Origin of the sequence: Nocardioides sp. T2.26MG-1 (assembly GCF_950101795.1) — a bacterium.
Lineage (GTDB): Bacteria > Actinomycetota > Actinomycetes > Propionibacteriales > Nocardioidaceae > Nocardioides.
The window spans coordinates 830,852-850,515 of sequence record NZ_CATNLZ010000001.1 but is presented as its reverse complement, the minus strand read 5'-3'; the positions used below and the strand labels follow the sequence as shown (position 1 = coordinate 850,515).

The window sequence follows — 19,664 nt, the reverse complement described above, 5'->3', positions numbered from 1 at the left end:
ATGGTCGGCGTCCGCGGGTCTCCACGGGCTGCGGGTTACCTTAGTCGGCGTGACCCCTCGAACACATGCGCGGCCCCCCGAGCCGTCGCGGGCCGCGCGGCTGCGCGACCGTCTGGTCCGGCGCACGCCCGGCCGGAGGCGCGACGCGTGGCGGATCGCCACACCGGTGGCGGGACTGCTGTGCGGGGGGCTGTTCGTCGTGAGCGCCGCCAACAGCGAGGGCACCGACCTGCGGCCGGGCCGCTACACCGACCTGGCGTCGCTGGTGAAGGACGAGGCCGACCAGTACGCCGAGCTCGAGGCTGAGCGTGGGCGGCTGGACGCCCAGGTGAAGGCGCTCGCCGCCGCGACGAGGGACCGCCAGGTCGCTCGCTACCACCATCGGGTCGAGAAGCTCGAGGACCCGGCCGGGCTGGTGCCGCGCTCCGGACCGGGCCTGTCCATCACGCTCTCCGACGCACCCGAGGACCTCATCAACTCCACCACCGGCGACGTCAACAAGCTCCTGGTGCACCAGCAGGACATCCAGGCCGTGGTCAACGCACTGTGGAAGGGCGGTGCGACCGCGGTCACGATCGCCGGGCAGCGCATCGTCTCGACGACCGGCATCAAGTGCGAGGGCAACGCCGTCCAGCTGCAGGGTGTGCCGTACCCACAGCCCTACGTCATCGAGGCGGTGGGCGAGCCGGGCGCGCTGCTCACCGCGATCGAGGAGGACCCGTACGTCGCGGGCTACCGCGAGGACGCCGCCAACCCCGACATCTCCGTGGGGTGGGACCTCGAGCTCGAGACCGACGTCACCGCGCCGGCCTACGAGGGTCTGCTCGACCTCAGCTACGCCGTCCCGCTCGTCCCGGCGTCCGGGAGCTGAGTGACGCCGGGGGCGCCGCACGGTCGCGCAGCAGCGGGGACGGGCTCTCGGTCGGCTGGTCGGTCGGGGACGTCGTCGGCGACTCGGTGGGCTCCGTGGGCGCGTACGTCGAGACCACGATCGTGACCGTCGCGCCCTGGTCGGCGGGGGTGCCGCCCTGGGGCGACTGGCTGATGACCGTGCCCGCGGGCTCGGTGCTGTTGGGATTCTCGATCACCTCGGGCTCGAAGCCCGCGGCGCGGATCTTGGTCTTCGCAGCACCCTGCAGGAGGCCCACGACCCCGGGCACCTCCTCGGGGCCGTCGGAGTAGAACAGCGTGACCTCGCTGCCGGGGTCGAGCTGGGTGTTGGCCTCGGGCTCCTGCCGGATCACCTGTCCGGCGGGCTCGTCGGAGTCGTCCTCCCGGAGCTTGACCACGAAGCGGTACGGGTCGCCGGCGAGCTCGGCGCGGGCGGCGTCCTTGTCGCTGCCGATCACCGACGGCATCGCCACCTGGGCCTCCCCGAGGGAGACCACGAAGGCGACCGCGGTGTCCGGGTCGACGAAGTCGTCCGCCTCGGGGCTCTGCCGGATGATCTGGCCGGCCTTGACCGTGTCGCTGTTCTCCTGGTCGATGCTGCCGACGGTGAGCCCCGCGTCACCGATCAGCCGCCGCGCCTGGGGCTCGGTCTTGCCGACGAGGTCCGGCACGGGGACCTGCTCGGGTGCCGAGGGGAAGAGCTTCGGCCACACGAAGAAGGCACCGGCCAGGAGCAGCGCGACGAGCAGCACACCGATGAGCACCAGCAGGCCGGTGCGGCTGCGCGGCAGCTCGTCGTCGCCCGGCGGCACCGCACCGACGACCGCCGTCGGCGCGGTGGCGTACGACGGCGTCGCCGGCACCGCCACCGGCGCGGGGATCGGCGCCTGGACCGGGCGGCCGGCCAGGTAGCGCTCGATGTCGCTGCGCATCGCCGCAGCCGACTGGTAGCGGTCCTCGACCCGCTTCGCCAGCGCCTTCATCACGATCGCGTCGATCTCGGGCGGCAGCTCGGTGTCGTGGTCCGACGGGGGTACGGCGGGCTCGCGGACGTGCTGGTAGGCGACCGCGACGGGGCTGTCGCCGACGAACGGCGGACGGCCGGTGAGGAGCTCGTAGAGCAGGCAGCCTGCGGAGTAGACGTCGGACCGCGAGTCGACGGTCTCGCCGCGGGCCTGCTCGGGGGAGAGGTACTGCGCGGTCCCGACGACCGCGGCGGTCTGGGTCATCGTCGAGGACGCGTCGCTGATCGCCCGGGCGATGCCGAAGTCCATCACCTTGACGTCGCCGCTCGGGGTGAGCATCACGTTGCCGGGCTTGATGTCGCGGTGGATGATCCCGGCGCGGTGGCTGTAGTCGAGCGCGGCCAGCACGCCGCTGGTGATCTCCAGCGCCCGCTCGGGCAGGATCTTGCGGCCCTCACGCAGGATGTCGCGCAGCGTGCGGCCGGCGACGAACTCCATGACGATGTAGGGCTGGGAGATGCCGGAGCCGTCGGCGGCCGGCTCCTCGCCGGTGTCGTACACGGCGGCGATCGCGGGGTGGTTGAGGGAGGCCGCCGACTGGGCCTCGCGGCGGAAGCGAGCCTGGAACGTCGCGTCGCTGGCCAGGTCGGTGCGCAGCCGCTTGACCGCGACGACGCGGCCGAGCCGCGCGTCGGTGCCCTTGCGGACCTCGGCCATGCCCCCGCGGCCGAGCAGCTCACCGAGCTCGTAGCGGCCCCCGACGACTGTGGGCTGGTGGTTGCTCATCGACGGTCGACCTCGCCTTGCCTGCTGAGTGTGCTGCTGGGTGTGTCGCTGGGGGAGCTGCTGGCGCCGGGCTTGCCGGGGGACGCGCTCCCGGAGGGCGCCGGCTGCGACGCGCCGGCCGTGGGACTGCCGGTCGCCGGCGCGCTCGACGACGGCGGCGCCGAGGTGGGCGGCTCGGAGGTGGGCTCCGTGGACGGCGGCTCCGACGTGGGCTCGGAGGACGGCGGCTGCGAGGTCGGCTCGGAGGACGGCGGCTCCGAGGTCGGCTCGGAGGACGGCGGCTGCGAGGTCGGCTCCGAGCTCCGGGTGCGGTGGGGGGAGCGGGTCGGCTCCTCCTGCGGGTCGTCGGACCCGAGGCCCTGGGCGATGAGCACGAACGCCAGCACCGCCACGACGACGAGGGCGAGCACCGCGAGCACCGGCCAGAGCGCGTTGCGCCGGGCCACCCGGGGCGGGTCGGGCAGGTGGCCGGCGACCGGCCCGGGCACCGGTGCCGCGGCGGGCGGCACCACCCCGGTCAGCACCTGGGTCGCGTCGTGGGCGACCGGCGGCGGGGCCTGGGCCGCGGCCGCCGCGGGGTTGCGCAGCGCGGCGGCGAACGCCGCGCCGTCGGCGAACCGGTCCTGGGGCAGCTTCGCCAGCGCGCGCCGTACGACGGCGGCCAGGTCGGCCGGGACGGAGCCGGGCAGGTCCGGGACCGCCTCCCGCAGGTGCGCGAGCGCGGTGGCGACCGCGGTGTCGGCGACGAACGGCCGGCGGCCGGCGAGGCACTCGAACGCCACGACGCCGAGCGAGTACACGTCGGAGGCGGGCGTCGCGGTCTCGCCCCGGGCCTGCTCGGGCGAGAGGTACTGCGGGGTGCCCATCACCTCGCCGGTCTGGGTCATCCCGACGCCCTCGGCCGCCCGGGCGATGCCGAAGTCGGTGACCTTGATCCGCCGGTCCGGGGTCACGAGCAGGTTCGCCGGCTTGACGTCGCGGTGCACGATCCCGCCGGCGTGGGCGGCGGCCAGGCCGTCGGCGGCCTGGGCGAGCAGCCCCCGGACGGCCGTGGGATCCATGGGCTCACCGGGGCGCAGCAGCGCCGAGAGCGGCTGCCCGTCGACGAGCTCCATGACGAGGTAGGGCCGCTGGACGTCGGACCCGTCGGCGGTCGGGGACTCACCGAAGTCGTAGACGGCGGCGATGTTCGCGTGGTGCAGCGAGGCGGCGTGCTGCGCCTCGGTCTCGAAGCGGGCCCGGAACGACGGGTCGTCGGCGTACTCGTTCTTGAGCAGCTTGATCGCGACCTCGCGACCCAGGGTGGTGTCGGTGCCACGCCACACCTCGCCCATGCCGCCGGTGGCGATGCGGGAGTCGAGGCGGTAGCGGCGCTCGGCGTCGGCGAAGCCGAAGCCCTGCTCGTTGCTCGGGCTCACCTGATCACCGCCTCCATGACGGCCTTGGCGATCGGGCCGCCGTAGGTGCCGCCGGCGATCTCTCCCCGCGGGATGTCGGCGGCCTGGATCATCACCGCGACCGCGACGCGCGGGTTCTCGGCGGGCGCGAACGACACGAACCAGGCGTACGGCGGCTTGTCGGGCTGGCCGCTCTGCGCGGTGCCGGTCTTGCCGGCCACCTGGATGCCGTCCATCGCGGCCGGGCTCGCGGTGCCGTCGTTGACGGTCGCGACCATCAGCTTGGTGACCTCACTGGCGGTCGAGGACGACACGGCCTGCGAGAGCTCCTGCGGGTCGGTCTTCTGGATCACGTCGAGGTCCGCGGACTGCTCCTCGTCGACCAGGTAGGGCCGCATCACCGAGCCGCCGTTGGCGATGCCCGCGGTGACCATCGCCATCTGCAGCGGCGTCGCCGCGACCTCGTACTGACCGATGCCCGACTGTCCGATCTGCGGCTCGTTGGCGTCGGTGGGGAACACCGACTCGGCCTGCGGCGTGAGGTCGTCGAAGTAGTGGCTGTTGAAGCCGAAGCCCTCGGCGGTCTTGGTCATGTCCTCGGCGCCGACCTCGATCGCCAGCTGCGCGAAGGTGGTGTTGCAGGACTGGGCGAGCGCCTGCGTGAACGGGATCCGGCTGCCGTTCGCGCCGCACGAGCGGCCCTCGTTGTCGATCTCGCCGGTCACGCCACTGGTCTGCGGCAGCTGGAACGTCGCGCCACCCGGGACCGGGTCGTCGGCCTTGTAGAGGCCCTTGTCGATCGCGGCGGCCGCGGTGAGGATCTTGAACGTCGAGCCGGGGGGCAGCCGGGTCTGGATCGCGCGGTTGAGCAGCGGCTGCGCGGGGTCGTCGTTGAGCCGGTCGAAGGTGTCCTGCACCGACCCGAGATCGTGGGAGGCGAGCTTGTTGGGGTCGTAGGTCGGCAGCGAGACCATCGCGAGGATCTTGCCGGTGCTGGGCTCGAGGGCCACGACCGAGCCCTGGACGTTCGGCCCCAGTGCCTTGAGCCCGTCGTACGCCGCGTCCTGCGCCGCCGGGTCGATCGTCAGCCGGACGTTGCCGCCCTTGGTCGGGTCGTTGCTCAGCAGGTCGACCAGCTTGGTGACGAAGAGCCGGGAGTCGTCGCCGGAGAGGATGTCGTTGCGGGTCTGCTCGATGCCGGTCGCGCTGTAGTAGCTGAACCAGCCGGTGATCGGGGCGTACTCCAGCGGCTTGGGATAGGTGCGCTGGAACTTGTACTGGTCGTCGGACTCGACGCTCTCGGCGATGGCCTTGCTGCCGACCTGGATCGCCCCGCGCTCGCGGGAGTACGACGCGACCAGCACGCGGCGGTTCTGCGGGTTGTCGTTGAGCTCGTCGGCCTTCCAGTACTGCAGGTAGGTGGCGTTGATCATCAGCGCCAGGAACAGCATCAGGCAGAACGTCGCGATGGTGCGGATCGGCTTGTTCACCCGAGCTTCACCACCTGGGTGGCGTCGTCGCCGATGGCGGCGGTGTCGTCGGAGAGCTGTGGCGCGGGGCGGCGGGCCTGGTCGGAGATCCGCAGCAGGATCGCCACGATCACCCAGTTGGCGATCAACGAGGAGCCGCCGTACGACAGGAACGGCGTGGTGAGACCGGTCAGCGGGATCAGGCTGGTGACGCCGCCGACGACCACGAAGACCTGCAGCGCGAAGATGCTGCCCAGACCGGTGGCCATCAGCTTGCCGAACCCGTCGCGGCAGATCAGCGCGATGCGCAGCGCCCGCTCGACGATCAGGCCGTACAGCAGGATCACCGCGATCACCGCCGTGAGCCCCAGCTCCTCGCCGATCGCGGCGACGATGAAGTCGGACTCCGCGAACGGCACCCGGTTGGGGTCGCCGTCGCCGAAGCCGCGGCCGATCAGCCCACCCCAGCCCATGCCGAACTGCGCCTCGACCGGCTGGAAGGCCTGGTCGCCGTTCTTGTTGTAGTAGTCGAACGGGTGCAGCCAGATGTCGAAGCGGACCTGGACGTGACTGAACAGGTAGTAGGCCAGCGTCGCGCCGGCGGCGAAGAGCAGGCCACCGACGACGAGCCATCCGGGTCGCTCGGTGGCGACGTACAGCATCACCAGGAACAGGCCGAAGAACAGCAGGCTCGAGCCGAGGTCCTGCTGGCGCACCAGGATGCCGAGGCTGACGACCCACATCACGAGGATCGGGCCGAGGTCGCGGCCGCGGGGCAGGTCGACGAACAGGAACCGGCGGCCGGCGAGCGCGAGCGCGTCACGGTGCAGGACGAGGTAGCCGGAGAACGTCACGACCAGCAGCACCTTGGCGACCTCGCCGGGCTGGAAGCTGAACGGTCCGACGTGGATCCAGATCCGGGCGCCGTTGATGGTGCGGCCGATCCCGGGGAGCATCGGCAGCAGCAGCAGCACGATCGCGGCGAGCCCGCTCGTGTAGGTGAAGCGCTGCAGCACGCGGTGGTCGCGCAGCGCGAGCAGCGTGACGACGAACAGCACGACGCCGAGCGTCATCCAGGTCAGCTGCTGCTGGGCGAACGCGTGCGGCTTGTCGGCGGCCTCCTTGGCCAGGTCGAGCCGATGGATCACGGCCAGCCCGAGGCCGTTGAGCGCGGCGACCACCGGCAGCAGCACGGGGTCGGCGTACGGCGCGACGAAGCGGATCACCACGTGGGCGACGATGACCAGGGCGGCGAGCCAGCCGCCGTACCCCAGCAGGTCGGCCGGCACCTTCTCCTGCACGCCGATGCCGACCGCGGCGTAGGCGCCGATGCCGACGGCGAGGGCGAGCACGAGCAGGAACAGCTCGGCGCCACGGCGGCGCCGGTGCACGAACCCCATCAGGCTGGAGGAGCCGGGAGTGGCTGCGGTCTGGGACATCAGCCCGCGCTCCCGCTGTCACCCGTCGCGGGCGCCTGCCGGGCGGCGAGGTCCTGGACCTTCTGCTCGGCGTCCGCGAGGTTGTCGTACGCGATGCCCTCGCGGACCCGGTCGGCCTCGATCTCGCCGAGCCGGTCGAGTTCGACGTCGGTGCGCTCGTAGGGCTCGGACAGCGAGAAGCCGCCGAGCTCGGTGTTGACCCCGCGGAAGATGACGACCGTGCCGTCCTCCTCGCCGACGTAGTACTGGTCCTGCGTCCACGACCAGGCGGCCGCGAGGCCGACCCAGGCGAGGCCGACCACGACCACCGTCGCGAGCAGCCGCTTGAGCCACACGAAGCGGCGCGGCGGCCGGGGTGCGTAGCGCGCCTCCTCGGGGTCGATCGGATCGGCGGTGATCGCGAACGGCAGGTCGTCCGGGATGTCCGCCTGCACCGGCTCGAGCTCGCCGGTGTCGCCGGAGCGGTGGCCGCGGAACAGCCCGCCCATGCCGCCGCCGCGCTGCCGCGGCAGCCGGCGCTCGGCGGCCGCGCCGACGAGCAGCGGCTGGCCGGCCTCACCGGGCGAGGGTGGCGCCGCGGCGTCGACGGCGTCGGCGACCAGGCAGGTGACGTTGTCGGAGCTGCCGGCCTCGAGGCTGGCCCGCACCAGCTCCACGGACGCGAACTCGGGGCTGCCGGTGGCCAGGATGTCGGCCAGCCGGTGGTCGTCGAGCACGCCGCTGGCGCCGTCGCTGCACAGCAGCAGCCGGTCGCCGGGGGTCAGCTCGATCACGAAGAGGTCGGGCTCGACGTCGCCGGGACCACCGAGCGCGTTGAGGATGAGGTTGCGGTGCGGGTGGACCCGCGCCTCCTCCTCGGTGATCCGGCCCTCGTCGATGAGGGTCTGCACGAACGTGTGGTCGGACGTCAGCCGGGTGATCTCCCGGTCGCGGAACAGATAGGCGCGGCTGTCGCCGACGTGGCCGATGCCGATCCGGGCGCCGTCGAAGAGCGCGACCGTGGCGGTGGTGCTGGTGCCGTCGAGGGCCGGATCCTCGTCGGCGAGCTCGTTGATGCGGTCGTGGGCCCGGTGCAGGGCTCCGGCGACCTTGGTGAGCAGGTCGTCGGGGGAGTCGCCGTCAGGGGGTACGTCGAGGCGCCGCAGCTGGGCGATCGCGGTGCTCGAGGCGATGTCGCCCCGGGCCGCTCCGCCGACGCCGTCGCAGACCGCGACGAGCCACGGGCCGACGTACCCGGAGTCCTGATTGTCCTTGCGGACCCGGCCGACGTCGGAGATCGCGGCGAACCGCAGGCGCAGGCTCGTCGGGGGCGCCGCTGCTGGCGTGTCGGTCATCCCGGCTACTTCCTGAGCTCCAGGATCGTCTTGCCGATGCGGACCTGGGTGCCGAGCGTGATCGTGGTGGGCTGGGTGATGCGGACCGTCCCGACGTACGTGCCGTTGGTCGAGCCGAGGTCCTCGACGAACCACGTCTCACCGGACGCCGCGATGCGGGCGTGCCGGGTGGACACGTAGTCGTCGTCGAGCCGGATCGCCGCGTCCGCGCCGCGGCCGATGAGGATCGGGGCGTTCGCGAGGTCGACGCGCTCGCCGGCGTTGGAGCCCTCGGTCACCAGCAGGTGGGTGGGGGTGCCCCGGCGCCTGCTCGGCGGCTTCGCGGGCTTGGGGGTCCGGCCGGCGGCGCGGCCGCCGCCGCGGGCGGCCTCCGGCACCCGGGCCCCGAACATGTCCGAGCGGATCACCGAGATCGCCGAGAGCACGAAGATCCAGAGGATCGCCAGGTAGGAGATCCGGATGAGGAACAGCGTGAGCTCGGACATCCTCAGCCTTCCTCGAGGACCCGGACGGTCATCGTGGTGTTGCCGATCTTGACCTGCGAGCCGTCGCGCAGCGGGGTGTGGGTGATGCGGTGGCCGTCGACCAGCATGCCGTTGGTGGAGCCGAGGTCGTTGACCTCGATCGCGAGGCCCCCGCCGGCCGACCCGACCACGGTGAACTCGGCGTGCCGGCGGCTCACGCCCGGGTCGTTGATGCGGACGTCCGCCTCGGTGCCGCGGCCGACCACGAGGCCGGGCGGCTGCAGCGGGTGGCGGGTGCCGTTGACCTCGAGCACCGCGCGGGCGCGGCCGACCTGGGTGTTCGTGGCGCCGCTGGTGACCTTGGCCTGGGCCTGGCTGCGGATCCGGAACCGCCCGGTGGTGAGGTCCTCGGCCGGCTCGAACCCGATCGACACCGGCCCGGGGAACACGTAGCCCTGGTGGTCGGCGTGGTCGCGCAGCTGGGTGGCGAGGTCGGCGGCGAGCGCGGTGTTGTACGGCGAGAGCCGGTCGAGGTCGGTCTGGGAGAGCTCGACGTGGAAGTCGTTGGGGACCAGCCGGCGGTCCCGGGAGAGGATCTGGGCGTTGTTGTCGCACTCGCGCTGGAGGGCCGCGGCGATCTCGACCGGCTGGACGGCGGAACGGAACGCCCGGGCGAACGCGCCCGAGATCATCTGCTCGAGCCGGTGCTCCAGCCTCTGGAGTCCGCCCACGTCGCCTCCTTCCGTCCACGTCCCGGTGGTCGTGCCCGTCCGCCTGCTCGCCTAACCCCGTGGCCCACGCCTCGGGCCGGGCACACGCCGGGCACCCCGACCGGTGGCCGGGTTCCGACCGATCGTAACGGGGTGCCCGAGGGAAGTGCGGGTCGTGTGCCTCACGCCGCGCCCCGGCGCGTTCTGGGGCACCCGACCCACCGGTGACCCGCCCGGTGCCCGCCTCCGGTGCCGGTTTGGGGCAAACCTCCGGCCTGGGATAGCCTTGGCCCGCTTCACGCGCGAGTGGCGGAATAGGCAGACGCGCACGGTTCAGGTCCGTGTGCCCGAAAGGGCGTGGGGGTTCAACTCCCCCCTCGCGCACGTGAGCGACTGGCCCCGGGTCCTCGGATCCGGGGCCAGTGGCCCATTCCTGGCCACCTTTATGCGGTGAACTGAGTGGGGTCGACGCCTTCCTGGAACGAGATGAGGACCACCAGGTGGTGCGCGCCGGGCCAGGTGGTGGGTCCAGAAGCCGCGTATGTCGACGCCGAACCGGGCCATGCTGGCGACATGCCGCGGCCAGTGCACGGTGGCCTACTGCTGGAGCGCCTCTGCCGTGCGCAGTGTGTAAGTCCTGAGCTGGTACATCATCGAGTCCGTTCCGGCAGTTGGTGGGCTGGAATGCTCGGACCCCCTTCCCTGCAAGGTCGTCGACCGGCGGCCGCAGCTACCCCCCGGCAGCGGCATTGGCGGCCTTGATCGCCGAGCTGTAATCCGGCTCGGCTCCGAGCTGAGCAAGCCACACATTCGCGGCGTTGTAGCAGTTGAAGGTCTCGATCTTCCCGTCACGCAGGTACCAGAGATCGGCCGTCGGTACGTCGATACGGCGCCCGGTCGGAGGGACCTCGCCGATCGGAGTCGGGAACGCGCCGAGATGTGTTCCCTGGATCCTCAGCTCGACGGCGACGACGTCGCCGACCGCATGCACGACGAGGAGCTCGCGGGGAATGTCGGGAAAAGCGCTGGCGAGGCCGGTCAACGCCTGCGGGATCTGTTCCCCGCGGAAGGTCAGTGAGTTCGGCACGTCGTTGAACGTTCCGCCCTCTGCGAACAGGGCTCGGAAGCCGGCTCCGTCGAGGACATCGCCTTCCGCCAGTCGGTAGGCCTCGCGGACGACCTCTTCATTGCTGACCATGTCTGCTCCTTCGTGCCGGATGTCGCGCAGGGACGATGCGATCCGTTCTGGACCATTTCGCCCATAACGCTACCGAGTTATGGACCGATCCGTCAACAACGGGTAGGCTCGCGGCATGGCGCGACCGCGGACGTTCGACGAGGGGGCGGTCCTGGACGCCGCGCGGGAGCGGTTCTGGACATCGGGGTACGCCGGGACGAGCATGGACGCCGTCGCGGCGGCGACCGGCTTGGGGAAGGGCAGCCTGTACGGCGCCTTCGGCGGCAAGCACGAGCTGTTCCTGCGGATCTTCGACGCCTACTGCACAGATGTCGCCGACCGCGTCATTGACGCCCTGACCGGCCCGGACGACGGCGCGTACGACCGGCTGTGTGTGCACATCCGGGCGGCGGCGGCCGGCATCGCCGCCGACCGAAGCCACCGCGGCTGCCTGCTGGCGAAGAGCGCGGCCGAGCTCTCCGAGCACGACCCTGACGTCACCCTCCGTGCCCGGCAGACCCTCGAGCGCATCACTTCCGCGCTGGCCGATGACATACGTGCCGCCCAGCGTCACGGGGATCTCGACAGCTCGGCCGACGCCGAGCAGCTCGCCCTCCTCGTCCTGGCCGTCCTGCGAGGCACCGAGGCGCTCGGAAAGGCCGGCATGGACGACGATCAGTTGGCGAGCGTCGCCGAGACCGCGATCGCTCTCCTGCCCCGGACCGAGTGAGGACGCATCCGCTGTTGCGGCGCCCTGACTCGAGATCAGGAGGAGAAGGTGACGCGCATCAGCCGGCTGTCGGCCCAGTCTTCGAGCCGGGTCGGCCGGATGGTGCCGGGGTCGTGGGGTTGGTTGAGATCCCTGACGATCTCCCCCAGCACCGCCTCCCGCTCGGCTGGGTCGGTGACCGGCGTGGCCCGTGCCGGCAGATCGGCACGGATCCCGTTCTTGAGGTGGAAGGTGAAGTCCGGATTGGCGAGCAGGTTCGCATGCCAGTCGGTCGCGGCACCGCCGGCGCCGCTGCACAGGTAGGTGTTGCCGAGGGCCCGGTAGAAGAAGATCTCGATGCGGCGGGGCCGGCCGGTACGGCGCCCCAGCGTCGTGATGTCGATGATCCGCTCGCGGGTGCCCGCGGTGGAGGTGATCTCGATGGCCCTTCGGATGTCGTCTGACAGGTGGGACACACCCGCATCCCGGGCCGAGCCGCTCGCCCCCGCCATTTCTGAAGTGCTCATGCAGTCTCGGCTTGAAGTGCGGGGCCGAGGAGGAGTCCACCATCGATGACGTACTCCGACCCCGTGATGAACGACGCGTCTGACGACGCGAGGAACAGGAGTAGCCGGGTGACGTCGGTGGGCTCTCCGAGCCGGGGAATGGCGAACGGCTCTGGGGAGTAGAAGTCGGCGATCGCGGAGGTGGCGCCGGCAGCTGGTTCGTGGATGAAGGGCGTCGCGATCACGCCGGGGTGGATGGCGTTCACCCGGATGCGGTCGCGGCCGAGCTCGAGTGCTGCCGTGCGGGTGAGGCCTCGCACGGCCCACTTGCTGGCGACGTACGGCGCGTAGTGGGCCGTGCCGCCCAGGCCCATCGTCGAGGCGATGTTGACGATCGCTCCCCCTGCTGCGCGCCGCAGGGCGGGGGCGGCGACCTTGATGCCGAGGAACGTCCCGGTGAGGTTGATGTCGAGGATCCGCGACCACGTGGCCTGCTCCGTGTCCTCGATCATGGCGGGCGGGTTCTGCACGCCGGCGTTGTTGACGAGCACGTTCAGGGCACCGAAGGCGCTCTCGGCGGCGAGCACAGCGGCGGACCACGAGCTCTCGTCGGCGACGTCGAGGCGGGCGAACCGAGCGCGCGTCCCGAGCTCGTCGGCGAGAGCGGCGCCGCGCTCGGTGTCGATGTCGGCGATCACGACGTTCGCTCCCTCCGCGTGAAAGGCGCGTACGTGGCTCGATCCCTGACCACCGGTCCCACCGGTCACGAGCACGGTCTGGTTGTCGAAGCGGTTCATCAGGGGCTCCTTCGGTGCGCGGATGACGGATCGAGGTCGCCGGTGATCGACACCGGGAGTGGTGAGCCAAGTGACTCACCACTGACTCGACGGTAGGTCGCCGAAGGTGGTGAGTCAAGCCACTCACCTCGTATGCTCTGCCCATGAGCAGGGCCGTGCCGACGTACCACCAGCGCGTCGCCCTGGAGAAGCGAGCGCTGATCGTCACGGCCGCAACCGCACTGTTCCTCGAATTGGGCTACGACCGGACGTCCCTGGCGCGCGTCGCGGAGCGCTCGGGTGTCTCGCGGGCCACCTTGTTCAAGCAGTTCCCGAGTAAGGCTGCCCTTTTCGACGCCATCGTGACCGAGTCCTGGTCAACCGCTGACGAGGAGGATCCTCCGCCAGCCGGCAACGTCGTCGACGGGCTCAGAGCCATCGGTCGCCGTTACGCCGAACTGCTGAGCCGCCCCCAGATGACCGACCTCTTCCGCATCGTCATCGCCGAGCTGCCGCGGTTCCCTGAGCTCGCCAACGCGCAGTTCTCGCACGGCAAGATGCCCTACTTCGAGTCCGTACGCAGCTACCTGCTGGCCGAGCACGAGGCCGGAACGGTGCGCATCGACGACGTGGACCTCGCGGCCACCCAGTTCCTGGGCATGATCTCCAACTACATCTTCTGGCCCACACTCCTGGTGCCGGGCTGGCAGGTGAGCGCCCAACGCGCCGCGCAAGTTGTCGACGAGGCGGTCCGCACCATCGCCGCCCGGTACGCCGCGACTGACCCCGGGCCGTCGACCAACGACTGAGTCCCCCGACCGCTACTGGGTGTACTCGACGCCGCACGCGGCGCACTCATGTCAGGACAGACCCGAGAACTGCGCCAGGGCGTCATCGATCAGGTCATCAAGCTGCCCAGGCGGTACGACGCCACAGTGGACGAGGCCTGCGATGCCCTGGAGCGTTGCGAGAAAGACCAGACCGGTCCGCTCGGGATCCCGGTTCGAGAGCGCGCCCTCTGCCTGCCCGCGACGGAACATCTGCAGCAGCGGCGCGAACGCGGCGGCGGCACCCTCCCCTACGGCGTCACCGTCCGCACCGTGCTTGGTGGCGAACATCAGCTCGGTCAGGTTCGCCTCGGAGATCATGAAGTCGAGATAGGCCGTTGCGACTGCGCGCACCTGTTCCCGGTATCCGGACGACGTGTCGAGGGCGTCCTGCAACCGGGCCCCGAGACGCGAAAAGCCCTCCACGGCCAGGGCGTCGAGCAGGTCCTGTCGACCGGGGAAGTATCGACGTGGAGCCGCGTGGGTGACGCCGATGGTCGTGGCCACCTCGCGCAGCGACAGTTCGGCCGCTCCTCTTTCCCGCACCACCGCTGTGGCTTCGTTCAACACCGCCTGGCGCAGATTGCCGTGGTGATAGGGACGGGCGACCTTCATGGTGCCAGCCTACTGCGATGTATCCATTGGAAAAATTGTATCCACTGGATACATTGGCCGCATGCAGACACTCACTTCGCCTTCGCAGATGCCGGACCAGACCGGCCGCACGATCGTCATCACCGGCGCCAACAGTGGGATCGGCCGAGCCGCGGCGGCCGCCTTCGCCGCCAAGGGAGCTCTGGTCCTCCTCGCGGTCCGGGACCAGGACAAGGGTCGTGCCGCAGCGGCCACGATGGGCAGCAAGGTCGAGGTCCGTTCGCTGGACCTCGCCTCGCTGGCCTCGATCCGTGACTTCGCGTCCAGCATCGACAGGACCGTCGACGTGCTCGTCAACAACGCCGGAACCATGACCGACACACTGCAGCACACGGCTGACGGTTTCGAGCTCCAGCTCGGGGTCAACCATCTGGGACACTTCGCACTGACGAACCTGCTGATGGACCGAATCGCGAGCCGGGTCGTCACCGTCTCCTCGACCGCGTATCGCTCGGCACGGATCGACTTCGACGATCTGCAATGGGAGAGGAAGACATACCAGCCGTTCGGCGCCTACGGGCAGTCCAAACTGGCGAACCTGCTCTTCACCGCCGAACTCCAACACCGCCTGACGGCCATCGACTCGCCGGTGATCGCAACCTCCGCCCATCCCGGCTGGGCATCAACCAACTTTCGGATCACCAGCGGCAACAGGCTGCTGGACGCCATTGCCGCACTCAGCACCCCCCTGTTCGCCCACGGGCCCGAAAGAGGCTCGCTCCCGACGCTGCTGGCCGCCGTCGGCGACGTTCCGCCCGGCAGCTTCGTCGGGCCGAGCCGCTTCGGAGGAGTCCGTGGACCCGCCGCCGTCACCAAACTGTCAGATGGAGCGACAGACCCCGCGACCGCTAGACGGCTCTGGGAGGTCTCCGAGAGACTCACCGGGACGAGCCTGCCTGACAACCCGGCGCATCACCTCGGATGAGGCACCGGCCGGGAGTTCGATGGGCTCGAACCAGGAGTCGAACTGCGCCAGTTCGCCGGCCTCATAGGTCGTGCGCGACGCCGGATGGCTGAGGCACGGACCCGTCAGCCCCTGCGCCCGCCCCCGGTGTCCGGGCTGTCGGGGCGCGGGTACCGGGCGCCGTTGAAGGTGACCCGGAGGGCATAGACCGAGCACCCGGCCGTGATGAACAGGACGTTGCGCTTGAGACCGCCGAAGCACAGGTTCGAGACCGACTCCGGCAGCAGCAGCTTGCCGATGAGATCGCCGTCCTGGGCGAAGCAGTGCACGCCGTCCCAGGCCGCCGCCCAGATGCGGCCCTCGCTGTCGAGCCGGAAGCCGTCGAACTTGCCGTTGTCGCACGTGGCATGGATCTTGCCGCCGGTCAGGGTGCCGTCGTCGCGCACGTCGAAGACGCGGATGTGGCTGGGATCCTGCCTGGTGTCGGCGATGTAGAGCTGCTTCTCGTCGGGCGAGAACGCCAGACCGTTGGGCCGGACGAAGTCGTCCGCCACGACCGACAGGTGGCCGGTCGCCGGGTCGAGCCGGAAGACGTACTGCCCGTCCAGCTCCTGCTCGGCGAGGTTCCCCTCGTAGTCCGTGGCGATCCCGTAGGGCGGGTCGGTGAACCAGATCGTGCCGTCGGTCCGGACGACGACGTCGTTCGGGCTGTTGAGCCGCCGACCGCGGAACGAGTCGGCCAGGATCGTGATCCGGCCGTCGATCTCGGTGCGCGTCACCCGCCGGTTGCCCTGCTCGCAGGTGACGAGCCGCCCTTCGCGGTCGACGGTGTTGCCGTTCGCGTAGCCGGAGTCGTCGCGGAACACCCCCACGGCGCCCGACGTCTCGTCCCATCGCATCAGGCGCGAGTTCGGGATGTCGCTCCAGATCAAGTAGCGGCCTGCAGGGAAGTACGCCGGGCCCTCGCTCTTGCGCGCGCCGGTGTGGATCCGCTCGACGACGAAGTCGCCGTCGAGACCCTGGAAGCGGTCGTCGAAAGAGATGAACTGTGTCTCGATGGCATGCACAGGATCGGTCCTCCTCGCGGGTGGCCAGGGAGGACGTCCGAGGCGTACCCGCGTGCTTGGGATGGAAGCGCCGACCGGGCTTGGCCGGCGTCGCCTCACTTTCCCCACCCATCGGGTGTTGCTTCGGCAGGGCTCAGCCTATCGCGCGTCGGGCTGGCTTCGCCCGTCCGAGCGGGTCGGCCAGACTCTGCACCGCCGCGTGACCGAGTCGTCCCGGGGCGTCGTGAACCCACCCCAGCACGCGCTCTGGTGCACGTGCGACTCCACCGGGTCGAGTTGCACCGGGGCGCCGGTTGCCAGCCGTTGGGCGGCGCGCATCACGTCGAGAGCCGCCCGGTCGCGGGGCTTGGGAAGCCGGTGTGCCGCGGCGCGTGCGAACGCTCCGAGAGCTCCCAGGTCGCCGCACTGTGCCACGAGGCGCTGGCGGTGCTGCGGGCAGAAGTGCTTCGAATGTGAATATCGACGTTAGGGTGCGGAGGTGACGTTCGCGGAGCCCTACTCCGAGCTCGACCTCGATGACGCCCAGCTGCGCGCGTACTTCGCACTGATGGACGTGGCGGCCCTGCTGCGCCACCGCGTGGAGCAGCAGCTCCGCGAGGCCAGCGACCTCACCTACGTGCAGTTCAAGGTGCTGGCTCGCCTGGGCCTGGACTCGCCGACCGGCAGCCTGCGGATGACCGAGCTCGCGGACGAGGTGGTCTACAGCCGCAGCGGCCTGACCTACCAGGCGGGGCAGATGGAGAAGGCGGGCCTGGTCGAGCGGAGCCCGTCGCCCGACGACGACCGCGGCGTCATCGTGACGATCACCGAGGCCGGGCGCGCCCGGCTGGCCAAGGCGGTGCCCGGACACATCGAGGTCGTCCGCGAGCTCCTCTTCACCACCCTGACCGGCGCCGACGTGGGCGCCCTCGGTGCGCTGCTGGAGCCGGTGCTCGACCACATGCGCGCCAGCCCGCCGCGCTCGGCCACGCCTCGCCGCAAGTCCTCCGCACCGCAGGCCTGAGCGCGGCGCTCGCCGACGGCGCCGGGTCCACCGGGCCTCTCACCACCGCGTCGTCGCGCGGTGGAGATCCTGCTGCGCCGTACGCCCGCTGACGCCTGCGCCGCCGGACTGCGGACTGCCACCTCTGAACCCTTGCTTCGAATTCGAAGCATTGCTACCGTCGTCGTATCGCTTCGAATTCGAAGCACTATCGATGTGAGGACGGGTGAGTCAGATGAAGGCAGTGCGATTCCACGCGTACGGCGGTCCCGAGGTGCTGGTCCACGAGGACGTCGAGACGCCCGAGCCCGGGCCGGGCCAGGTGCGCGTCCGGGTGGCGGGAACCACCTTCAACGGTGTGGACGGCAACATCCGGGCCGGCTTCATGCAGGGCCCGATGCCGCTCGAGCTGCCACACATCCCGGGCCTGGACGTCGCGGGGACGGTCGATGCGCTCGGCGAGGACGTCCAGGGCCTGAGCGTGGGTGACCGGGTGCTCGGGTTCCTGCCGTTCGTCGCCGACGGCGCGTCCGCGGAGTACGTCCTGGCCTCCGCGGACAGCCTGGCGCCGGCGCCGAGGAGCATCGCGCTGGCCGACGCGGCCGCCCTGCCCGTGGTCGGGCTGACGGCCTGGCAGGCCCTTCACGAGCACGCGGGGCTCCAGGCGGGCCAGCGCATCCTCATCAACGGGGCCGACGGCGCGGTCGGTGGCTACGCCACCCAGCTCGCGAAGGCCGTCGGGGCGCAGGTGATCGCCACGGCCAGTGCCCGGAGCAGTGCCCAGGTCGCGGCGGCGGGGGCCGACCAGGTGATCGACCACACCGCTGCGTCGGTGGTCGATGAGGTGGCCGAGCCCGTCGACGTCCTGCTCAACCTCGCCCCGATCGAGCCGGAGGAGTTCGCGGCGCTGGCTGCCCTGGTGCGGGACGGAGGGGTCGTGGTCAACACCACCGTCTGGATGCCGGCGCCGGCCGACGAGGACCGGGGCGTGCGCGGGATCGACCTCTACGTCCGGAGCGACGCCGCCCAGCTCGCCGGTCTGGCCGAGCTCGTCGACCGGGGGCAGCTGAAGGTCCAGGTGGCCCAGCGCGCCCCGCTCGAGGACCTGGCGAGCATCCATGCACAGGCCGCGGCGGGGACGCTCCACGGCAAGGTCGTGATCACCCCGCATAAGCGCTGACCGGCTCCTCCGGCGTCAGCCCGAGCGGTCGACGGGGAAGACGAGGTGCGTCACCCGGTCACCCTGGACGCAGACGGTCGGGTTGCCGAGTAGGACGTCCTCGGAGGAGAGCCGGCCGAAGAACGGTCGGTTGCCCTCACCCATCACGACCGGAACGAGGTCGACGGCGACCTCGTCGAGCAGCCCGAGGTCCAGGCACTGCCGGGCGATGTCGCCACCGGTGACCGTCACGTCGCGATCGCCGGCCAGCGCCCGCGCCTGCGACACCGCAGCCGCCACTCCGTCGGTCACGAACGTGAACGGCGCCTCTGGGTGTGCTTCGACCCAGTCGGTCGGGACCCGATGGGTCACGACGACGACGGGGACGTCGAGAGTGTGGCGCCCATGCCACCCGTCGGTCACGTCGAAGAGGGTCCGGCCGCAGACCAGTGCACCGAGCGACGACACCCACCGCCGCCAGTGCTCAGCGCTCTGCGGAGTGAGGTGCACGGTCATGTCGCCGGCGGGCGTGGGGAGCTCGACCTCGCCGTTCTGCAGCCAGTCGAACAACCGGCCGATGCTGTTGTCCTGCTTGGCGACGTACCCGTCGAGGGACGTGATCGCCTGTGCCACTACTTTGCCCATGCAGCGAGGATGCGCTGCCGCCGGAGCACCGGGGCGAGCGTCCCGCAAGATCGTGTCCGAGAACGTGGGAATCCTGTCGGGCAGACGGGGCCGCGATCGGAGGACCGATCTTCTGGCTGAGCGGTGACCGGAGTGGTACCTGAGGCGGAGGTGCGGCGCGCGCCCGGTTCCTAGCGTCGTCGGCATGAGCACACCTCGTCCCCGCCGGCACGCCGGCGCACCAGCGCTCCTCGCCGTGCTCCTGCTCGGGATCGTCCTGACCGCGTGCGGGAACCACGCCGCCGAGGAGCCCACCGGCACGCCCCACGGGCGACCGGGCACCGGCCTCGCCAAGCCCGTCGACCGGCTGGCCCTCCCTCGGCAGGGCACCCTGGACACCTCGCGCGTCGACATCGCCCGTCTCGACCCCGACCTGCGCTCCGCCCTCGAGGAGGCGGTGCGGGCGGCGAGGGCGGACGGCGTCGACATCGAGGTGACCAGCGGGTGGCGCAGCCGCGAGCACCAGCAGCGGCTGCTCGACGAGGCGGTGGCGACGTACGGCAGCCTGGAGGAGGCGCTCAAGTTCGTCTCGACCCCCGACGAGTCCGAGCACGTGAAGGGCGAGGCCGTCGACATCGGCCCCACGGAGGCCGACGAGTGGCTCGGACGGTACGGGTCGGCGTACGGGCTGTGCCAGGTCTTCGCCAACGAGATCTGGCACTTCGAGCTCGCGACGACGCCCGGCGGCGAGTGCCCGCCGATGTACGCCGACTCGAGTCAGCGGTAGCGCGGTCGGCCCGGGGGCGGGCGGTGTGCACGCCCCT

20 protein-coding genes and 1 tRNA gene are annotated in these 19,664 nt (G+C 71.0%); 8 read left to right on the top strand and 13 right to left on the bottom strand.

Annotated features, from left to right (window positions below; translation table 11 throughout):
* The first annotated feature begins 49 nt into the window (after nucleotides 1-49).
* Nucleotides 50-871, top strand: a complete 822-nt coding sequence (locus tag QQZ14_RS04185; protein ID WP_284532928.1) for a DUF881 domain-containing protein — start codon at nucleotides 50-52, stop codon at nucleotides 869-871.
* Here QQZ14_RS04185 and pknB read toward each other — a convergent pair.
* The 7 genes from pknB to QQZ14_RS04150 are packed head-to-tail and all read right to left on the bottom strand — an operon-like array spanning nucleotide 831 to nucleotide 9,476.
* Nucleotides 831-2,642 carry a Stk1 family PASTA domain-containing Ser/Thr kinase gene (gene pknB, locus QQZ14_RS04180; RefSeq protein WP_284532927.1) on the bottom strand — a complete coding sequence of 604 codons (1,812 nt, stop codon included), beginning with the start codon at nucleotides 2,640-2,642 and terminating at the stop codon, nucleotides 831-833. The genes QQZ14_RS04185 and pknB overlap by 41 nt on opposite strands.
* Nucleotides 2,639-4,060 (bottom strand): serine/threonine-protein kinase, encoded by a 1,422-nt coding sequence (locus tag QQZ14_RS04175; protein ID WP_284532926.1) that lies wholly within the window; start codon nucleotides 4,058-4,060, stop codon nucleotides 2,639-2,641. Before QQZ14_RS04175 ends, pknB begins: the two co-directional genes overlap by 4 nt.
* Entirely contained in the window at nucleotides 4,057-5,529 is a 1,473-nt protein-coding gene (locus tag QQZ14_RS04170) for a peptidoglycan D,D-transpeptidase FtsI family protein (protein ID WP_284532925.1), read from the bottom strand. Before QQZ14_RS04170 ends, QQZ14_RS04175 begins: the two co-directional genes overlap by 4 nt.
* A complete protein-coding gene (locus QQZ14_RS04165) occupies nucleotides 5,526-6,947 on the bottom strand; it encodes an FtsW/RodA/SpoVE family cell cycle protein (protein ID WP_284532924.1) in 1,422 nt (473 codons plus the stop codon). The genes QQZ14_RS04170 and QQZ14_RS04165 overlap by 4 nt, the downstream gene beginning before the upstream one ends.
* Nucleotides 6,947-8,281: a PP2C family protein-serine/threonine phosphatase gene (locus QQZ14_RS04160; protein WP_284532923.1), complete on the bottom strand. Its 1,335-nt coding sequence runs from the start codon at nucleotides 8,279-8,281 to the stop codon at nucleotides 6,947-6,949. The genes QQZ14_RS04165 and QQZ14_RS04160 overlap by 1 nt, the downstream gene beginning before the upstream one ends.
* A gap of 5 nt (nucleotides 8,282-8,286) precedes the next feature.
* On the bottom strand, nucleotides 8,287-8,766 hold the full coding sequence (locus QQZ14_RS04155) for an FHA domain-containing protein FhaB/FipA (RefSeq protein WP_284532922.1): 480 nt from the start codon (nucleotides 8,764-8,766) through the stop codon (nucleotides 8,287-8,289).
* A gap of 2 nt (nucleotides 8,767-8,768) precedes the next feature.
* Entirely contained in the window at nucleotides 8,769-9,476 is a 708-nt protein-coding gene (locus tag QQZ14_RS04150) for an FhaA domain-containing protein (protein WP_284532921.1), read from the bottom strand.
* A gap of 279 nt (nucleotides 9,477-9,755) precedes the next feature.
* Here QQZ14_RS04150 and QQZ14_RS04145 point away from each other — a divergent pair.
* Nucleotides 9,756-9,839: transfer RNA gene (locus tag QQZ14_RS04145), tRNA-Leu, on the top strand.
* Between the two features lie 346 nt (nucleotides 9,840-10,185).
* On the opposite strand, the gene QQZ14_RS04140 is transcribed toward QQZ14_RS04145, so the two are convergent.
* On the bottom strand, nucleotides 10,186-10,653 hold the full coding sequence (locus QQZ14_RS04140; RefSeq protein WP_284532920.1) for an ester cyclase: 468 nt from the start codon (nucleotides 10,651-10,653) through the stop codon (nucleotides 10,186-10,188).
* Between the two features lie 115 nt (nucleotides 10,654-10,768).
* Here QQZ14_RS04140 and QQZ14_RS04135 point away from each other — a divergent pair, with 115 nt between their 5' ends.
* Nucleotides 10,769-11,362 (top strand): TetR/AcrR family transcriptional regulator, encoded by a 594-nt coding sequence (locus QQZ14_RS04135; protein WP_284532919.1) that lies wholly within the window; start codon nucleotides 10,769-10,771, stop codon nucleotides 11,360-11,362.
* 35 nt (nucleotides 11,363-11,397) lie between these two features.
* On the opposite strand, the gene QQZ14_RS04130 is transcribed toward QQZ14_RS04135, so the two are convergent.
* Both QQZ14_RS04130 and QQZ14_RS04125 read right to left on the bottom strand, forming a co-directional pair.
* Nucleotides 11,398-11,853 carry a nitroreductase/quinone reductase family protein gene (locus tag QQZ14_RS04130; RefSeq protein ID WP_284532918.1) on the bottom strand — a complete coding sequence of 152 codons (456 nt, stop codon included), beginning with the start codon at nucleotides 11,851-11,853 and terminating at the stop codon, nucleotides 11,398-11,400.
* Between the two features lie 11 nt (nucleotides 11,854-11,864).
* On the bottom strand, nucleotides 11,865-12,644 hold the full coding sequence (locus QQZ14_RS04125) for a glucose 1-dehydrogenase (RefSeq protein ID WP_284532917.1): 780 nt from the start codon (nucleotides 12,642-12,644) through the stop codon (nucleotides 11,865-11,867).
* Nucleotides 12,645-12,787: 143 nt separating this feature from the next.
* On the opposite strand from QQZ14_RS04125, the gene QQZ14_RS04120 reads away from it, so the two are divergent.
* Nucleotides 12,788-13,432, top strand: a complete 645-nt coding sequence (locus QQZ14_RS04120) for a TetR/AcrR family transcriptional regulator (protein WP_284532916.1) — start codon at nucleotides 12,788-12,790, stop codon at nucleotides 13,430-13,432.
* A 51-nt stretch (nucleotides 13,433-13,483) separates the two neighbouring features.
* On the opposite strand, the gene QQZ14_RS04115 is transcribed toward QQZ14_RS04120, so the two are convergent.
* The gene (locus QQZ14_RS04115) at nucleotides 13,484-14,065 is read right to left on the bottom strand and encodes a TetR/AcrR family transcriptional regulator (protein ID WP_284532915.1); all 582 of its coding nucleotides are present in this window, start codon (nucleotides 14,063-14,065) and stop codon (nucleotides 13,484-13,486) included.
* A 61-nt stretch (nucleotides 14,066-14,126) separates the two neighbouring features.
* Here QQZ14_RS04115 and QQZ14_RS04110 point away from each other — a divergent pair, with 61 nt between their 5' ends.
* Nucleotides 14,127-15,029, top strand: coding sequence for an oxidoreductase (locus tag QQZ14_RS04110; protein WP_284532914.1), 903 nt, complete (start codon nucleotides 14,127-14,129; stop codon nucleotides 15,027-15,029).
* A gap of 104 nt (nucleotides 15,030-15,133) precedes the next feature.
* Here the strand turns inward: QQZ14_RS04110 and QQZ14_RS04105 are convergent, their stop codons facing one another.
* Nucleotides 15,134-16,075: an SMP-30/gluconolactonase/LRE family protein gene (locus QQZ14_RS04105; protein ID WP_342395217.1), complete on the bottom strand. Its 942-nt coding sequence runs from the start codon at nucleotides 16,073-16,075 to the stop codon at nucleotides 15,134-15,136.
* A 478-nt stretch (nucleotides 16,076-16,553) separates the two neighbouring features.
* Between QQZ14_RS04105 and QQZ14_RS04100 the strand changes: the two genes are divergently transcribed.
* Together QQZ14_RS04100 and QQZ14_RS04095 are read left to right on the top strand one after the other, a co-directional pair.
* A complete protein-coding gene (locus tag QQZ14_RS04100; protein WP_284532913.1) occupies nucleotides 16,554-17,078 on the top strand; it encodes a MarR family winged helix-turn-helix transcriptional regulator in 525 nt (174 codons plus the stop codon).
* Nucleotides 17,079-17,292: 214 nt separating this feature from the next.
* A complete protein-coding gene (locus tag QQZ14_RS04095) occupies nucleotides 17,293-18,237 on the top strand; it encodes an NADP-dependent oxidoreductase (RefSeq protein WP_284532912.1) in 945 nt (314 codons plus the stop codon).
* Between the two features lie 15 nt (nucleotides 18,238-18,252).
* Here QQZ14_RS04095 and QQZ14_RS04090 read toward each other — a convergent pair whose 3' ends face one another.
* The gene (locus tag QQZ14_RS04090) at nucleotides 18,253-18,861 is read right to left on the bottom strand and encodes a dihydrofolate reductase family protein (RefSeq protein ID WP_284532911.1); all 609 of its coding nucleotides are present in this window, start codon (nucleotides 18,859-18,861) and stop codon (nucleotides 18,253-18,255) included.
* Nucleotides 18,862-19,045: 184 nt separating this feature from the next.
* Between QQZ14_RS04090 and QQZ14_RS04085 the strand changes: the two genes are divergently transcribed.
* A complete protein-coding gene (locus QQZ14_RS04085; protein ID WP_284532910.1) occupies nucleotides 19,046-19,627 on the top strand; it encodes a M15 family metallopeptidase in 582 nt (193 codons plus the stop codon).
* The last annotated feature ends 37 nt before the right edge of the window (nucleotides 19,628-19,664 follow it).

Bases quoted from the DNA above. Each gene is read 5' to 3' on its own strand.
- QQZ14_RS04090 (WP_284532911.1), bottom strand. From the start codon at position 18,861: ATGGGCAAAGTAGTGGCACAGGCGATCACGTCCCTCGACGGGTACGTC.
- QQZ14_RS04140 (WP_284532920.1), bottom strand. From the start codon at position 10,653: ATGGTCAGCAATGAAGAGGTCGTCCGCGAGGCCTACCGACTGGCGGAA.
- QQZ14_RS04130 (WP_284532918.1), bottom strand. From the start codon at position 11,853: ATGGCGGGGGCGAGCGGCTCGGCCCGGGATGCGGGTGTGTCCCACCTG.
- QQZ14_RS04165 (WP_284532924.1), bottom strand. From the start codon at position 6,947: ATGTCCCAGACCGCAGCCACTCCCGGCTCCTCCAGCCTGATGGGGTTC.
- QQZ14_RS04120 (WP_284532916.1), top strand. From the start codon at position 12,788: ATGAGCAGGGCCGTGCCGACGTACCACCAGCGCGTCGCCCTGGAGAAG.
- QQZ14_RS04115 (WP_284532915.1), bottom strand. From the start codon at position 14,065: ATGAAGGTCGCCCGTCCCTATCACCACGGCAATCTGCGCCAGGCGGTG.
- QQZ14_RS04110 (WP_284532914.1), top strand. From the start codon at position 14,127: ATGCAGACACTCACTTCGCCTTCGCAGATGCCGGACCAGACCGGCCGC.
- pknB (WP_284532927.1), bottom strand. From the start codon at position 2,642: ATGAGCAACCACCAGCCCACAGTCGTCGGGGGCCGCTACGAGCTCGGT.
- QQZ14_RS04125 (WP_284532917.1), bottom strand. From the start codon at position 12,644: ATGAACCGCTTCGACAACCAGACCGTGCTCGTGACCGGTGGGACCGGT.
- QQZ14_RS04160 (WP_284532923.1), bottom strand. From the start codon at position 8,281: ATGACCGACACGCCAGCAGCGGCGCCCCCGACGAGCCTGCGCCTGCGG.
- QQZ14_RS04095 (WP_284532912.1), top strand. From the start codon at position 17,293: ATGAAGGCAGTGCGATTCCACGCGTACGGCGGTCCCGAGGTGCTGGTC.
- QQZ14_RS04155 (WP_284532922.1), bottom strand. From the start codon at position 8,766: ATGTCCGAGCTCACGCTGTTCCTCATCCGGATCTCCTACCTGGCGATC.
- QQZ14_RS04085 (WP_284532910.1), top strand. From the start codon at position 19,046: ATGAGCACACCTCGTCCCCGCCGGCACGCCGGCGCACCAGCGCTCCTC.
- QQZ14_RS04135 (WP_284532919.1), top strand. From the start codon at position 10,769: ATGGCGCGACCGCGGACGTTCGACGAGGGGGCGGTCCTGGACGCCGCG.